Origin of the sequence: Muriicola soli (assembly GCF_004139715.1) — a bacterium.
GTDB classification, from domain to species: Bacteria; Bacteroidota; Bacteroidia; order Flavobacteriales; family Flavobacteriaceae; genus Muriicola; species Muriicola soli.
In genome coordinates this window covers 1340899-1355406 of the sequence record NZ_CP035544.1, presented here as the reverse complement: position 1 = coordinate 1355406, position 14508 = coordinate 1340899, and the positions used below count along the sequence as shown (strand labels likewise).

At 42.9% G+C, this 14508-nt stretch carries 14 protein-coding genes; 8 read left to right on the top strand and 6 right to left on the bottom strand.

From position 1 onward, the window contains the following. Positions 1 to 12: 12 nt before the first annotated feature. The 3 genes from EQY75_RS06025 to EQY75_RS06015 form a co-directional block, all read right to left on the bottom strand. Positions 13 to 705, bottom strand: a complete 693-nt coding sequence (locus EQY75_RS06025; protein WP_129603769.1) for a YiaD family glycine zipper/OmpA-like lipoprotein — start codon at positions 703 to 705, stop codon at positions 13 to 15. 3 nt (positions 706 to 708) lie between these two features. After that, positions 709 to 1191, bottom strand: a complete 483-nt coding sequence (locus EQY75_RS06020) for a lipocalin family protein (RefSeq protein ID WP_129603767.1) — start codon at positions 1189 to 1191, stop codon at positions 709 to 711. Between the two features lie 119 nt (positions 1192 to 1310). Continuing rightward, a complete protein-coding gene (locus tag EQY75_RS06015; protein WP_129603764.1) occupies positions 1311 to 3287 on the bottom strand; it encodes an alpha-ketoacid dehydrogenase subunit alpha/beta in 1977 nt (658 codons plus the stop codon). A 132-nt stretch (positions 3288 to 3419) separates the two neighbouring features. On the opposite strand from EQY75_RS06015, the gene EQY75_RS06010 reads away from it, so the two are divergent. From EQY75_RS06010 to EQY75_RS05990, 5 genes are all read left to right on the top strand, one after another. After that, positions 3420 to 4370 (top strand): isopenicillin N synthase family dioxygenase, encoded by a 951-nt coding sequence (locus tag EQY75_RS06010; protein ID WP_129603762.1) that lies wholly within the window; start codon positions 3420 to 3422, stop codon positions 4368 to 4370. Positions 4371 to 4402: 32 nt separating this feature from the next. Next, on the top strand, positions 4403 to 4732 hold the full coding sequence (locus EQY75_RS06005; RefSeq protein ID WP_129603760.1) for a translation initiation factor: 330 nt from the start codon (positions 4403 to 4405) through the stop codon (positions 4730 to 4732). Positions 4733 to 4852: 120 nt separating this feature from the next. Then, a complete protein-coding gene (locus EQY75_RS06000) occupies positions 4853 to 5785 on the top strand; it encodes a DUF1835 domain-containing protein (protein WP_129603757.1) in 933 nt (310 codons plus the stop codon). A 7-nt stretch (positions 5786 to 5792) separates the two neighbouring features. Beyond that, positions 5793 to 6665, top strand: coding sequence for a nucleoside phosphorylase (locus EQY75_RS05995; RefSeq protein ID WP_129603755.1), 873 nt, complete (start codon positions 5793 to 5795; stop codon positions 6663 to 6665). Continuing rightward, positions 6662 to 7513, top strand: coding sequence for a substrate-binding domain-containing protein (locus EQY75_RS05990; protein ID WP_129603752.1), 852 nt, complete (start codon positions 6662 to 6664; stop codon positions 7511 to 7513). Before EQY75_RS05995 ends, EQY75_RS05990 begins: the two co-directional genes overlap by 4 nt. Here EQY75_RS05990 and ung read toward each other — a convergent pair. Next, positions 7500 to 8165, bottom strand: coding sequence for a uracil-DNA glycosylase (gene ung, locus EQY75_RS05985; protein ID WP_129603750.1), 666 nt, complete (start codon positions 8163 to 8165; stop codon positions 7500 to 7502). The two genes, EQY75_RS05990 and ung, sit on opposite strands and share 14 nt — an antisense overlap. Before the next feature lie 146 nt (positions 8166 to 8311). On the opposite strand from ung, the gene EQY75_RS05980 reads away from it, so the two are divergent. After that, entirely contained in the window at positions 8312 to 9214 is a 903-nt protein-coding gene (locus EQY75_RS05980; RefSeq protein ID WP_129603747.1) for a mechanosensitive ion channel family protein, read from the top strand. A 25-nt stretch (positions 9215 to 9239) separates the two neighbouring features. On the opposite strand, the gene EQY75_RS05975 is transcribed toward EQY75_RS05980, so the two are convergent. After that, entirely contained in the window at positions 9240 to 10322 is a 1083-nt protein-coding gene (locus tag EQY75_RS05975; RefSeq protein WP_129603744.1) for a DUF6340 family protein, read from the bottom strand. Between the two features lie 187 nt (positions 10323 to 10509). On the opposite strand from EQY75_RS05975, the gene EQY75_RS05970 reads away from it, so the two are divergent. Both EQY75_RS05970 and EQY75_RS05965 read left to right on the top strand, forming a co-directional pair. Then, entirely contained in the window at positions 10510 to 12681 is a 2172-nt protein-coding gene (locus EQY75_RS05970; protein WP_129603741.1) for an endonuclease MutS2, read from the top strand. 2 nt (positions 12682 to 12683) lie between these two features. Beyond that, complete coding sequence (locus EQY75_RS05965; RefSeq protein ID WP_129603738.1) at positions 12684 to 13112, top strand: thiol-disulfide oxidoreductase DCC family protein; 429 nt, start codon at positions 12684 to 12686, stop codon at positions 13110 to 13112. A gap of 11 nt (positions 13113 to 13123) precedes the next feature. Here EQY75_RS05965 and EQY75_RS05960 read toward each other — a convergent pair whose 3' ends face one another. After that, a complete protein-coding gene (locus EQY75_RS05960) occupies positions 13124 to 14464 on the bottom strand; it encodes a dicarboxylate/amino acid:cation symporter (RefSeq protein ID WP_129603736.1) in 1341 nt (446 codons plus the stop codon). Positions 14465 to 14508: the final 44 nt, after the last annotated feature.

Sequence of the window (14508 nt, the reverse complement as noted above, 5' to 3'; positions counted from 1 at the left end):
ATGTTTTTAAACCTATCCTTTTGTGTTTTGGATGGCCTCTTGTTTCAGTTCCTCACTGGCAACGATACCGAGCTCTACCCTTCGGTTCTTAGATTTTCCTTCTGCGGTCGAATTATCAGCTACAGGCTGCAACTCCCCATACCATTTTGTGGTAAAACGGTCTGAAGAAATCCCCTGAGCTATCAGGTAATTGGTCACCGATTCGGCTCTCAATTTGGAAAGACCCAGGTTGTATTCCTCAGATCCTGCGCTATCAGTATGTCCTTCTACCAGGATTATGGTTTTGGGATATTCCTTTAAAATACCGGCCAGTTTATTAAGTGTTTCTACTGAAGTCCCTTTGATATTCGACTTATTCGTATCAAAATAGACCCCGGCTCCTTCGTTAAAAGTTACGTTTATCCCCTCTCCCACTCTGGTCACTTCAGCGCCCGGAATTTCTTCTTCAATACGTTCGGCCTGTCTGTCCATTCGGTTGCCGATATATCCTCCGGCTGCACCACCAACCACACCGCCTATGATGGCGCCCAGTACAGTATTCCCCTTACCTACATTATTTCCAATTACTCCGCCTATTACAGCTCCCCCAGAAGCACCAATTACGGCTCCTTTTTGGGTGTTATTCGCATTTTTGACGGCATTACATCCCAGCCCAAGGCTAAGGATTAGAATTAAGGCACTTATTTTTTTTATCATTTTTATCATCTCTTATTGTTTTGAAAATTCATATACAACGGTAACCGGTTTCGAGTTAACCGTAACATTAGACTTCAGGGTCATTTCCCCTTCAGTGAGTTCGGTGATGTTTAATCGATATCCCAAACCTCCTGAAATGTCTTTCCTTTTGTCATCAATAAACTTGAACTGTAACTGAGAGGTATAGTCCGCAGGGTTTTTAATCACAGACCATCGAATAAATCGGTCTCCCCCCTCACAAAGACTACCTTCTTTAATCGTGTATCGCCCTGTGCTGTTATTGTCCCTGAAAAACCAATTGCTCCCCTCGAAACAAATCGCATCGGCATCGTTAAAAACAACAGCCTTAAACATACCTGTGTTGTTTTCGAATCGAACATCGTCAAGCGTCCACGTTCCGCTGAGAAGGTTTCTCTGGTCTCGTATATCTTTAGAAACGCCACAGGAAAGCGCAAAGATCCCCATAAATAATAGCACTAAACTCCTTTTAAGCATAATCGTTCTTTTTTAAATTACGTTCATATATACGGCTAAATTACCCTCTTGGATGTGAGGAGGTAGTTTCTTTTCAATAAAGCTTAAAAATCCAATTAAAAAGTGAAATTCGGGAAGGGTTAATAGTCAAGAAGGCTCTTTAGCTCTTCAAGGATACGCCTCTTGGGAAGGTACAAGTCCTCCAAAGATCTTGCAAAAGGAATAGGAGTTTCCATACTGCCTAATCGCCTTACGGGAGCGTCTAGCGATTGGAAGCAATTTTCCATGACAGAAGCAGCTATGTCACTGGCAATTCCCCCGAAAAGGCTGTCTTCCTGTACAATCAGGCATTTGCCGGATTTGCGGACAGATGAATATACGGTCTCCAGATCCAGAGGTTGCAGGGTTCTGAGGTCAATCAGGTCAGCATTTATTTCAGGGTGGTTTTCAAGGATTTCCAACATCCAATGTACCCCTGCTCCATAGGTGACTACACTTATATCGTCACCGGTTTTAAGGAGGCTGGCCTTGCCAAAAGGAAGCGTATAATACGAATCGGGGACATCCTGATAGATACTTCTGTATAGCGCTTTGTGCTCAAAGAAGAGTACGGGATTTGGGTCATTGATAGCGGTGGCAAGCAATCCTTTTGCATCATAAGGAAAGGCAGGATAAACTACTTTAAGTCCGGGTGTTTTCGTAAACCACGCCTCATTAGTCTGTGAGTGGAAGGGGCCTGCCCCTACTCCGGCACCACAGGGCATCCGGATAACCACGTCTGCGGCCTCATTCCAGCGGTAATGGACTTTAGCGAGATAGTTAACAATAGGATTAAAGCCGCTGCTGACAAAGTCGGCAAATTGCATCTCCATCACGGCCTTCATTTTATTAATGGACAGGCCCATTGCTGCTGACACCACTGCCGATTCACAAATGGGTGTGTTTCTTACCCGTTCCTTGCCAAAGGCTTCTGTAAATCCCTCGGTTACTTTAAAGACACCACCGTAATCTGCTATATCCTGCCCCAGAAGAACGAGGTTTTCATGTTTCTCCATCGACTGCCTGAGTCCGGCCGAAACTGCGTCTACCAGACGAATATTAGATTTTTCTTCAGTCGCTGTAATTTCCTCGTATGTAAACTCTTTAAATACATCATCTAATTCTATACTTTCAGTGGAATCAATCTGCTCTTCTTCAAATGCGAGCTGTAGATTTTCGTCAATTTCGTGGATAAAGTCCTTTTTAATCTCAACCTCCATTTCTTCGGTCAGGATCTTCTCTTCTTTTAGGTACTGCACATAATTTTCAATGGGATCCCGGGCTGCCCATTCGTCCAGGAGCTGTTGAGGAACATATTTTGTGCCACTTGCTTCCTCATGCCCTCTCATTCGAAATGTTTTGAATTCCAGAAGCAGTGGTCTGGGTCTCTGCCTGATACTTTTGCTCAAAGCTTTGAGCCTGGAATATACTTCAAGGATGTTGTTACCATCAATAATATAGGATTCCATGCCATAGCCCTTGCCTTTATCTGCAATATGCTTACAGCGGAACTGTTCATTTGTAGGGGTAGAAAGGCCATAACCATTATTCTCAACACAGAAAAGCACGGGTAAGCTCCATACCGCCGCAATATTCAGGGCTTCATGAAAATCTCCTTCACTGGTTGCACCTTCTCCGGTAAATACTGCTGTCGCTCTTTTATTTCCCTGAAGCAGGTCGGCCAGTGCGATTCCATCGGCCACGCCCAACTGAGGCCCCAGATGAGAGATCATCCCCACGATCTTAAATTCCTGAGTGCCGAAGTGAAAACTGCGATCCCTCCCCTTTGTAAAACCACTTTTCTTTCCTTGCCATTGCGCAAAAAGACGGTTTAAAGGGACGTTTCGATTCGTAAAGACTCCCAGGTTTCTGTGCATTGGCAAAATGTACTCTTCCGGTTCAAGAGCGAGGGTGACACCCGCTGATATGGCTTCCTGCCCTATCCCGCTGAACCACTTGGAGATCTTACCCTGTCTGAGCAGAATCAACATCTTCTCCTCAATCATCCTGGGCTTAAGCATAGCCTTGTAGAGATTGAGGAGCTCTTCGTTTGAAAGACCATGACGCTGGAACTGCATAATATCTGGTATCGGCTAAAGTACGTTAATGGGCGTAAATGTAACAAAATTGATCTGAAGATATCCTCTATAGGCGAGACCAATTTCGTTTGATAATTTAGTACCTTTGAGACGCCAATAAATATCAAAATCATGAATACTATTCCCAGTGTAGACCTCAGAGATTATCTCTCTTCCGACCCCGCTAAAAAAGAACAATTTGTAAGGGACCTTGGTGGTGCGTTTGAGGATATAGGATTTGTGGCCTTGAGCGGACATTTTTTGTCAGAGTCGCTTATTGAAACGCTTTACGCGGAAATCAAAAAGTTTTTTGCGCTACCTCAAGATGTAAAAGATAAATATGAAATTGAGGGTATCGGTGGCCAACGCGGGTACACTTCCTTCGGGAAAGAGCATGCCAAAGGAAGAAAAGAAGGGGATCTGAAGGAGTTTTGGCATTTTGGGCAATATGTGGAAGACAATCCCAAACTTTTAAAGGAATATCCATCAAACGTAATGGTCACGGAATTACCCCAATTTAATACGGTTGGGAAAGAGACCTACAAAATGCTCGAAAAGACAGCCCAGTATGTGCTCAGGGCCCTTGCGCTGCATCTGGAGTTAGAGGAAAATTACTTTGATGATTACATCAAAAATGGAAACTCTATCCTCAGGCCTATCCATTATCCGCCCATAACAGAAGAACCAAAAAATGCAATCAGGGCAGCTGCCCACGGGGATATCAACCTGATTACATTACTGATGGGCGCGCATGGTAAAGGTTTGCAGGTAAAAAATCATCAGGGCGAGTGGATTGATGCTATTGCACGGACAGATCAATTGATGATCAATGTTGGGGATATGCTGTCCCGCCTTTCGAACAACAAATTAAAATCAACCATCCACCAGGTGGTCAATCCTCCCAGAGAATTATGGGGTAAATCGCGTTATTCCATCCCATTCTTTATGCATCCAATTAGTGAAATGCCACTCAACTGCCTTCAGAACTGTATAGACGAAGATCATCCTAAGTTGTATGAAGATATCACTGCCGGCGAATTCCTGCACGAACGCCTGGTTGATCTGGGATTAATTAAAAAATAGTTTTATACCACGCGTAAGATTTTTCATTGTACATGGACCTTCAAGATCAATTGCGAAATTTATTTCCGGACCACCAGCCAGAAAAGGAGGAAGAAGTTTCAGAAGAAAAAGCTGAATTCTGGATACAGGATGAACCCATACTGTGCAAGTATGAAAAACGAAAAGGAAAGCCTATTACCATATTAGAAGGATATCAGGGAGCCGATACCGATTTTAAAACGCTGACAAAACAACTCAAGGTTTTTTTAGGGGTTGGGGGTACATATAAAAATGAGACCATTATTATTCAGGGCGACTACAGGGATAAGATAATGGCATACCTCAAAGAAAACGGATTTAAGACTAAAAGAGTCGGAGGCTAAATCCCATATTACTTTAGAGATGTATTCTCAATTTTGTTTAAGTAATTTGTTAATTATTTCCGACTTTATCGATTAAATGTTACTTTTAATAGCCGAAACCTAATCAACAACATCTTCAGCATGAGTACGCAACTACATATCACTAATGGAGATAGTTTTACTCAACGTTTAAAGTCTCTCCCATTTAAAGGTGCTATAATTACCTGGAGGGAAATGTTATGTGAAGGGCGGACGGAGACTAATGTGGGAAGTGAATCCTTTTGGAAGACCAGATTTGAATTCCTTCACAAGAACTACAATGTTAGTAAGTCCTGGTTTGTAGAAAAAACACTGAAAGAATACCGTTCTCTTTGTAATCATAAACAACAGGATGAGATCATCCTTTGGTTTGAATACGACCTTTTCTGTCAGATCAATATGATCGCCGTACTGAGCTGGTTAAAGACGCATAGACGGGATGCTGATATCTCCCTGGTCTGCAGCGGGGACGAAGACGGCACACAGAAAATGTATGGCTTGTGCGATGTTGATGATGAAAAGCTCCAGACACTTTACAACAAGCGTATTCATCTCACCCAGGATGATATTGAATTTGCGGACTATATCTGGCAACTGTATTGCAGTGACAACCCGATCAGGCTTGAAAACATGTCCGATTTTGATCATTATCACTTCGACTACCTTTCTGATGCCATCAAAGTACACTTGAAACGTTTTCCATCGGTTAAAAACGGACTCAACGAATTGGAGAACCGAATCCTTAGCCTGGCGGCGGAACACAAGCCCAAGAATAAAAAGGACTTTGTGAACACCTTATTGACGCATCAGGGATTTTACGGCTACGGTGATACGCAGTTTGAAAGGATTATCACCAATATCAAGCCTTTGTTTACTTCTTTAAGTCCGGTAAAACTCTCAAAAAAAGGTAAATTAATCTACGAGGGAAAAACCAGTTTTTACTCTCAGATCAGAGATAGCGAATCCTACCTGGGAGGCGCTTTGAAATACAACTTCCTCTTTAACGACCAATCGGGTCGTATTCTAAAACTATAATCTTAAAATGCAATTAGGCCCCTCAGAACTCATCCTCAACGAGGATGGAAGCATCTATCATTTAAACTTACTACCTGAAGATCTGGCCGATACTATCATTCTAGTAGGCGATCCTCAAAGGGTTGAACGGGTCTCCTCCCATTTTGATTCTATCGAAGTAAAGAAAACCAAAAGGGAATTTGTCACGCATACAGGGATTTATAAAGAGAAGCGAATCAGCGTGATTTCGACAGGCATAGGCACGGATAATATCGATATTGTTCTCAATGAACTCGACGCCCTGGTGAATATCGACTTAAAGAAACGGGAAATCAAAAAGGGTAAAACCACTTTAAAACTGCTGAGAATAGGAACTTCAGGGGCATTACAGGACGAGATCCCGGTAGACTCATTCCTGCTCAGTGAATTGGCCTTAGGCTTCGACAGTGTCTTGCACTATTACTCTTCCGAACCGGTGCGCCGAAGGGAAATTGAACAAGCCTTCCTTGAACAAACGAAATGGAGCTCAGATTTCTCCACTCCTTACGTGGTAGGCTGTAATCAGGATCTTTTGGAGCATTTTTCTGAGCAAGGGATTATCCTTGGTTTTACAGGTAGTAATGTTGGTTTTTATGGGCCTCAGGGACGTCAACTGCGATTGCGATCTAAAGACAGCCAGCTGCATGACAAACTAAATTCCTTTTCTTTTAATGGGCGAAAACTGACAAATTTAGAAATGGAAACCTCCGCTCTTTATGGTCTTTCAGCTTTGATGGGACACCAGGCGATTTCCCTGAATGCGATTATAGCCAACAGGGCCAGCCTCACGTTTTCCGAGAAACCACGCAATACCGTAGACCGCTTGATTAAATGGACATTGGATAAACTCGTAAACTATTGAAAAAGATCAAAATTGCCGGTGTCCCGGAGCATTTTAACCTTCCCTGGCTTATGGCTATTGAAGAAGGGGCCTTTGCCAGCAGAGGGATAGATGTTGAATGGATCGACGTGCCTGAAGGAAGCGGAAAAATGTGTAAAATGATGCAAACCAAAGAAGTGGATTTGGCCATTGTTTTAACAGACGGACTGGTAAAAAGCATTTCGGATGGAAATCCACTGAAGATAATTCAGGCATATGTTGATTCCCCTTTGCAGTGGGGAATTCATGTGGCTGCTAACAGTGAGTTTGAAAAGCTAACTGATTTAGAACACGCGACAGCCGCTATCAGCAGGTTTGGCAGTGGCAGCCATCTCATGGCCTTTGTATTGGCTGAAAAACAGGGATGGGATGTGAATAAGCTTTCTTTTGAAGTGGTGAATACCCTGGACGGTGCCATTGATGCCTTGAAAAATAAGAAGGCCGATTATTTTATGTGGGAACATTTTACAACCAAGCCCTTAGTGACTCAGGGTATTTTTCGCCGACTTGGGGACTGCCCTACTCCCTGGCCCTGTTTTGTTATCACAGCGCATGAGCAAATGATTGCTGAGAACGGTAGAATGATCAGGCATATTTTGGAAGTCATCAACACCTATACCGTAGATTTCAAACGAATTCCCAGTATAGACAGGACTTTGGCTAATCGCTATCAGTTGGAACTTGAAGATATACAAAAATGGTTGGGAATGACCCGATGGTCCCAAAGTCAAATAGAATCACAAGTTATTGATAACGTGATTAATACGCTATTTAACTTAAACCTAGTATCTAATAAAATAGATCCTCGATTATTTCTTACCAATCTATAGGAGTTGATCCCTGCGACTTTAAAATTTCATTGACTTTACCAAAGTGTCCGTTCCCGAACCACAACCCTCGGTTAGCACTTAAGGGTGATGGGTGTCCGGAAGTAAGAATGTTGTGTTTCCGACTGTCAATTAAGGAAACCTTCTTCTTGGCAAATCCGCCCCATAGAAGAAAAATAAGGCCCTCTTTTTGATCTGATAATATGCTGATCACTGCATCTGTGAACTCTTCCCACCCTTTTTTCTGGTGACTGCCGGCCTCCCCTGCCCTTACCGTAAGCGTGGCGTTGAGCAATAATATACCCTGCTCGGCCCAGCGTTCCAGATTTCCACTTTTGGGGTAGGGAATATTAAGGTCTTTTTCTACTTCCTTAAAAATATTGATTAGCGATGGCGGATGGGGTACATCATCTTTTACCGAAAAACAAAGTCCGTTCGCCTGCCCCTGGCCGTGGTAGGGATCCTGTCCGATGATGACCACTTTGGTGGAATCGAAAGTACTGTGGTCAAATGCAGCAAAGATCCTTTTTCCGGGGGGAAAACAGGTATGTTTGTCATACTCGGCCTTTACAAATTGTACCAGTTCAGCAAAATAAGGCTTATTGAATTCTTCCTCCAGATAGGGTTGCCAGCTTTGATGAATCTTTACTTTCATAGTGTCCTTTTGTTCTCGCCATCAAAAATACAAAGGACTTCAACTTTGGGGCATCAATCCGCGATTTAAATGTAACTTTATATCAAGGATACTTAAATAATTATAAGTGTTCACGAATCAATAAGTTTTCGACTTGTAGTACTCATATGGAAACTATAGAATCTATAAAATACTGGCTAGGTGAGCATTCAACAATTTCACTCATCATTAAATATATAGTGTGGGTTATCTTTATTTTGATACTCATTCAGTTAGCCAAAAGGACCTTAAAGAAAAACCTGCCAAGTACAGAAACCCGATACAAGTCGCAAAAAATAGTAGAGACCATAGGGTATTTTTTGCTGATCATTCTTTCGATATCTTATTTTACCGGGAACATCAAGGACCTAACCCTGGCCATCGGCTTATTGACGGCAGGAATAACAATTACGCTGCAAGAGCTCATACTGAGTGTCGCAGGTTCGCTGTTTATCTTTTTTGTAAAAGTGTATCAGCCCGGAGATCGGATAGAGATCAACGGGATCAAGGGAGATGTTATCGACATTAATAGTATGTATACCACCATGATGGAAATTGGACAATGGGTGAGCAGCGATAATTACAGCGGAAGAATCGTCAAACTAAGTAACGCCTTTGTATTTAAAGGCCCGGTATACAACTATTCTCAGGACTTTCCTTTTATCTGGGACGAACTCAACCTACCAGTTCATTACGGTTCTGATGTAGAGTTGGCTAAAAAGAAAATTATAGAAGTAGCCCAGGAGGTACTGTCAGATTACGTCAGGAACTCTGTTGAAAAATGGAACCATGTAGTAAAGAAATATTATATCGAAGATGCCGTAGTGGAACCTACCCTGGCCATTACCCTTACCGATAACTGGATAGAGTTTAACCTTCGGTATATAGTAGACTATAAAAAAAGGCGGGTCACAAAGAACAAATTACACGAATTAATTAAAAAAGCGTTTGACGACTCAGGGGGAAAAGTTGAATTGTCCTCTTCCACTGTTGAAATCGTTCGAATTCCTATGGTAGATGTAAAAAAATAGGAGAATAGGATGATTTAAACCGTTGTTATTTTCCTAACAAAGCAATTGCCTGTATCTGTTTTTCAGCCTGCTCTTTCTGAAGGACGCATTCTTTCAAGGCTTCCAAATAGGCAGTGTGCTCTTTTCCTTCTTCGTGGCTTTTGGCCAATACAGCCCATTCAAGAGCTTTGTCAAGATCGTTTTTAACTTCGTAAAGCACGGCCATGTTGTGACAGGCCATTGCACGGACAGCCGACTTGTCATGATTGAGATCGAGCTGCCAGAGTCGGGCAGCCTCAAGCCAATCCTGATCTATTACGGCCTGCCTTGCTTCTGCAAGTCGTTCTGAACCTTTGATGTACAATTCGCGTTCCTGGGCCCTGTTTGCGGGTTTCAGGCGCATCCCATAGGAGCTTCCGCTACCCCTGCTGACTGAGACCAGCGAATCTGCTCTGTCTGTCATCGCCCATAAGGCATTTACTGCATTCTCCCCCTTTGCCTGGGTAACGATCTGCTCATTGACTTTGATCTCATCGAGAACTTTCTTTTCAAAAGGATCATAGATACGCCATCCATTTTCAATCAAAGTCTCCAGGGTGAGTTCCCGGGCTGGAATTACTACGGTCATTCGCATCAAATCCAATTCCTCCATGGTTGATTTCTTTTCTTTAATACGTGTATCCGTTTGATAGGAAGCAAGAGAAAATACGGCATCCAGTTGATTTTTGAGACAAAGATTTTCGAGTTTCTCCCACGGGATCTGTTGTTGGCTGTCTCCTTCAGCTTCCCACAGGGAATTGGAACTCTCAAGAATCATAACAGTATCAAATCTTTGATCTCGCTGTAATTCCTGTAAAAGTCCTTCAATGGCCGCTGTGGTGCCCTTATTGGCGAGTTTTTGATCTGTTGCCTTAACCAGGGCCTCCAGGGTTGATACCTGGTCCTTAGCGTTGGCCTTGCCTACCTCGTTAATGATTCCAATACGTTTTATATCCTTTGCAAGAACAACCGGGGCGGGTTCAAGGTTATAAACCGTTACCGTATGGGTGCTCTTACAAGCTGACACAAGCAATACTAGCACAATAACTTTTACCGCAAAACGCATAGAGAGACTCTTTGTTAATTTCATTTGGATATATCTCACTACAAGAACACCTAAATCCCCATATTTATTGCCTTTTATCACCTTCGGGGTGGTGAAAGCATCATTTTCTGATGTGAATGGATATGCCCGTTTATTTCGGGCTTGTAGCAGTAGTGATAGCTTATGTTAAAAAATGCAACCTATTGGCTACCTTTGTAGCTTGTAGTTTGATATGGATACCTATCTGAAAAAAAGTGTACAGGATCTGGAATTTGCCACAGTGCGGAAACAACTCGCCGCGCGTTGCAATACAGATATGGGCAAGAAAAAAGCCCTGGATTTGAAACCACTCACGGATGGCGTTCAAATTATGCGCTTACTGGGCGAATCCTCGGAGTATTTATCTTCTTATTCTAACAATAACCGAATCCCTAACCACGGCTTCGACACCATTGCAGGTGAGCTTGAATTATTGGAAATTGAAAACACTACGCTTGAGCTCACCGGTTTCAGGAGGATCAAACATTTATGTATTACCGTTTCTGAACACAAAAAATTCTTTAAAAAGTTCACTGAATACTACCCTCTGCTAAAAGCACTTACCGATACCGTTTCCCTGCTGAAAGAAATTCCGGATTTGATTGATGGGGTCATTGACAAATTCGGACACATCAAGGATTCAGCCTCTCCGGATCTCAGGCGAATCAGGCAGGAGATGTCAGAGGTAAAAGGGAAGATAAATCAGAGCTTCGGATCTGCCTTAAACACTTACCAGGCCTCAGAATTTTTAGATGAGATTAAGGAGTCAATTGTCGATAACAGGAGGGTGCTTGCCGTAAAATCGATGTACCGCAAGAAAGTGAAAGGTACGGTTATGGGGACCTCAAAAACCGGTAGTATTGTTTATGTAGAGCCCGCTGCAGTATCGAAGTACAGCAGGGAGTTAGCCAATCTTGAATTTGACGAAAAGGAAGAAATTCAAAAGATCCTGAATGTGCTAACCCGGGATATACGCCCATATAAAACCGAATTAAGGGATTATCAGGATTTTCTTGCACATATGGATGTCACCGCCGCCAAGGCGAAATACGCATCGGAAATCAATGCCATTAAACCTGAAATTAATCAGGAGAAGAAATTATTTCTGCGCGATGCCTTTCACCCACTTTTATACTTATCAAATAAAAGAGACGATCTTCCCACTTTTCCACAAAGTATCGAATTGCATCCGGAAAACAGGATCATAGTTATTTCAGGACCCAATGCGGGAGGAAAGAGTATTACTTTAAAGACCATTGGTTTGTTACAGCTTATGTTGCAAAGTGGTTTATTGATCCCGGTTCACGAGCGTAGCTCTGTTTGTTTATTCAAAACTATCCTTACCGATATCGGGGATAATCAGTCTATCGAGAATCACCTGAGTACGTATAGCTACCGCCTGAAAAATATGAAGAAGTTTCTGAAGGAATGCGATAAGGAAACCCTCTTCCTTATCGATGAATTCGGAACAGGTAGTGATCCGGAACTCGGAGGTGCCCTGGCTGAAGCTTTTCTTGAAGTATTTTATGAAAGGGGAGCCTTTGGCGTGATCACTACGCATTACGCGAACCTGAAGGCACTGGCTAATGAATTGCCCTATGCCACCAATGCCAATATGCTCTTTGATGGCACTACCCTGCAGCCTACTTTTCAGCTAGAATTAGGTCAGCCGGGCAGCTCGTTTACTTTTGAGGTGGCTCAGAAAAATGGTATCCCCTACAGTCTCATCAATAAGGCCAAAAAGAAAGTGGAGCGGGGTAAAATCCGGTTTGACGCCACTATTGCCAAAATGCAAAAAGAGCGACATAAGATGGCAAAAACCGGCAATAAACTTCAGGAAGAAGAGACAAAGGCCCGGGAACAAGCCGAGAAACTTGAAAAGCTCAATGCAAAAGTCAAATCTAAGTTAGAGAACTATCAGGAGCTATACGATTTTAACCAACGGATGATTTATCTGGGGGAGAAAGTAAACAAAGTGGCAGAAAAGTACTTTCGGGATAAAAAGAAACGCCCTCTGATCTCCGAACTACTCCGGCTGATCGAAACCGAAAACAGCAAAAGGAAAAAGAAGTCGGCAAAGGAGGTCAAGCAACAAGAGGTTAAAAATAAGGCCCTGAAACAGGAAGTTCAACAAGAAGTAAAAACCATCAGGAACAAGAAAAAGCTAAACGAAAAGAAGGAAAAAGCCAAACAGAAGGCGAAGCCCAGGCCAGTATTTAAGATTGGTGACCGGGTGCGATTATTCGATGGTAAAGCGGTAGGAAGTATTGATAGTCTGGAGAAGAACAAAGCCGTGGTGAATTACGGTATGTTCACCACCAACGTGAGTGTTGAGCAATTGGAACTGGTAGAAGGAAAGAAGTAAATATGGCGACTGAGAAGAAAATCATCCTTTTTGACGGGGTCTGCAATTTGTGCAACGGGGCCGTTCAATTCATTATAAAACGGGATAGAAATGACGTATTTCGGTTTGCGCCTCTGCAAAGTGAAGTGGGTAAGAAGTTGGCTGATGAGAGGAAGATTGATACCTCGAAGGTCGATTCTATCATCCTTATCGAACCACAGCTTGCTTATTACACTAAATCTGATGCTGCACTTAGAATAACAAGATCGCTTTCGGGTCTTTGGCCTGTGATGACCGTATTCCTCGGTTTACCCTCAGCAATTAGGGATTGGATTTACGATTGGGTAGCAAAAAACAGATATCGGTGGTTCGGAAAAAAGGAACAATGTATGATCCCAACTCCGGAAACGAAGAATAAATTCCTTGCCTTCTCCCCAGGGGAAGAAAAATAAATCCCTACCTCCTATTTTTTCTTTTTGGGAAGAACTTCTTCAAGATGATCATCCCATTCCTTTACATGTGGCACCAATTTCCGACCAAGGGATTTGGAAACCATCATGGACACAGTGGCATCACCGGTAACGTTTACAACCGTCCTTAGCATATCCAGGGGACGATCTACGGCAAAGATCAGGGCTAGACCTATAGCGAGCTTGTCCGCCGGGAACTTAATCGCCTCCAGGACAATTACAAGCATCACCATTCCTGCCCCCGGAACCGCTGCAGAGCCAATGGATGCCAAGAGGGCAGTGAGGACAATCATCAGTTGATCTGCAAGGCTGAGATCGAACCCCAGGGCCTGAGAGATAAATACAGCTGCCACGCCCTGGTAGAGGCTGGTACCGTCCATATTGATGGTTGCTCCTACAGGAAGTACAAAACTCGAAATATCTTTATTCACCCCTATGTGTTCTTCTACTCTTTCCATAGTCACAGGAAGTGTGGCAGCACTTGAACTGGTGGAAAAAGCTAAAAGTTGAGCCGGACTAATCTTACTGAGGAAGGTGAGCGGATTGTATTTGGTAAACGTTCCAACAACCACACTGTAAAAAACGATCATTAGCAAGAGTCCAACTACAACAACTCCGGAATATTTCAATAGAGCGAACAGCAGATCAGGATCCCCCGAGGTCACCACCACGTTTGCCAATAAAGCAAATACCGCCACCGGGGCTGTAAGCATGATGAGATCCACCATTTTCAATACCACATCATTGAGGGTGTCAAAGAAATCTTTTAGGGGTTTTGATTTTTCCTCCCCGATCAAGAGCATACATATACCCAAAAAGATGGTAAAGAAAATCACCTGAAGCATCAGGCTATTGTTGCTCAGGGCGTTAAATGCATTGTCGGGCACCATATCTTCCAGGAATTGAAGAGGGCCTCCCTCCTTTTGCTTAAAAGCCTCCTCCAGCTTGGAGGTGACTTCGGTATTGGTAGCATAGGTGTCTGTCAGTTTAGCTATTGTATCATCGGATATTCCATCTCCGGGTTTAAGGACATTTACCAGCACTAACCCAATCGTAATGGCCACAACTGTGGTACACATGTAGATGACTATGGTTCTTACCCCAATATTTCTGAACTGTGAGATGTCTTTTAAGTCGGATATCCCTTTAACCAAAGAGGCCAGTATTAATGGAATAGCAATAAGCTTAAGGAGTTTTACAAAAATACTTCCAAAGGGATTGATCCAATCCTGAACAAACTTACTACCCCATTCGGGATAGGTCATCACAAATCCGAAGACAATACCCAGCACCATCCCGATCAAGATCTGCCAGTGCAATTCCAGTTTTCTCATAGTCATTGTTTAGAAAGGTAATATACGGTATTGAGGATTAATCG

Bases quoted from the DNA above. Each gene is read 5' to 3' on its own strand.
- EQY75_RS06025 (WP_129603769.1), bottom strand. From the start codon at position 705: ATGATAAAAATGATAAAAAAAATAAGTGCCTTAATTCTAATCCTTAGC.
- EQY75_RS06020 (WP_129603767.1), bottom strand. From the start codon at position 1,191: ATGCTTAAAAGGAGTTTAGTGCTATTATTTATGGGGATCTTTGCGCTT.
- EQY75_RS06015 (WP_129603764.1), bottom strand. From the start codon at position 3,287: ATGCAGTTCCAGCGTCATGGTCTTTCAAACGAAGAGCTCCTCAATCTC.
- EQY75_RS06010 (WP_129603762.1), top strand. From the start codon at position 3,420: ATGAATACTATTCCCAGTGTAGACCTCAGAGATTATCTCTCTTCCGAC.
- EQY75_RS06005 (WP_129603760.1), top strand. From the start codon at position 4,403: ATGGACCTTCAAGATCAATTGCGAAATTTATTTCCGGACCACCAGCCA.
- EQY75_RS06000 (WP_129603757.1), top strand. From the start codon at position 4,853: ATGAGTACGCAACTACATATCACTAATGGAGATAGTTTTACTCAACGT.
- EQY75_RS05995 (WP_129603755.1), top strand. From the start codon at position 5,793: ATGCAATTAGGCCCCTCAGAACTCATCCTCAACGAGGATGGAAGCATC.
- ung (WP_129603750.1), bottom strand. From the start codon at position 8,165: ATGAAAGTAAAGATTCATCAAAGCTGGCAACCCTATCTGGAGGAAGAA.
- EQY75_RS05980 (WP_129603747.1), top strand. From the start codon at position 8,312: ATGGAAACTATAGAATCTATAAAATACTGGCTAGGTGAGCATTCAACA.
- EQY75_RS05975 (WP_129603744.1), bottom strand. From the start codon at position 10,322: ATGAAATTAACAAAGAGTCTCTCTATGCGTTTTGCGGTAAAAGTTATT.
- EQY75_RS05970 (WP_129603741.1), top strand. From the start codon at position 10,510: ATGGATACCTATCTGAAAAAAAGTGTACAGGATCTGGAATTTGCCACA.
- EQY75_RS05965 (WP_129603738.1), top strand. From the start codon at position 12,684: ATGGCGACTGAGAAGAAAATCATCCTTTTTGACGGGGTCTGCAATTTG.
- EQY75_RS05960 (WP_129603736.1), bottom strand. From the start codon at position 14,464: ATGAGAAAACTGGAATTGCACTGGCAGATCTTGATCGGGATGGTGCTG.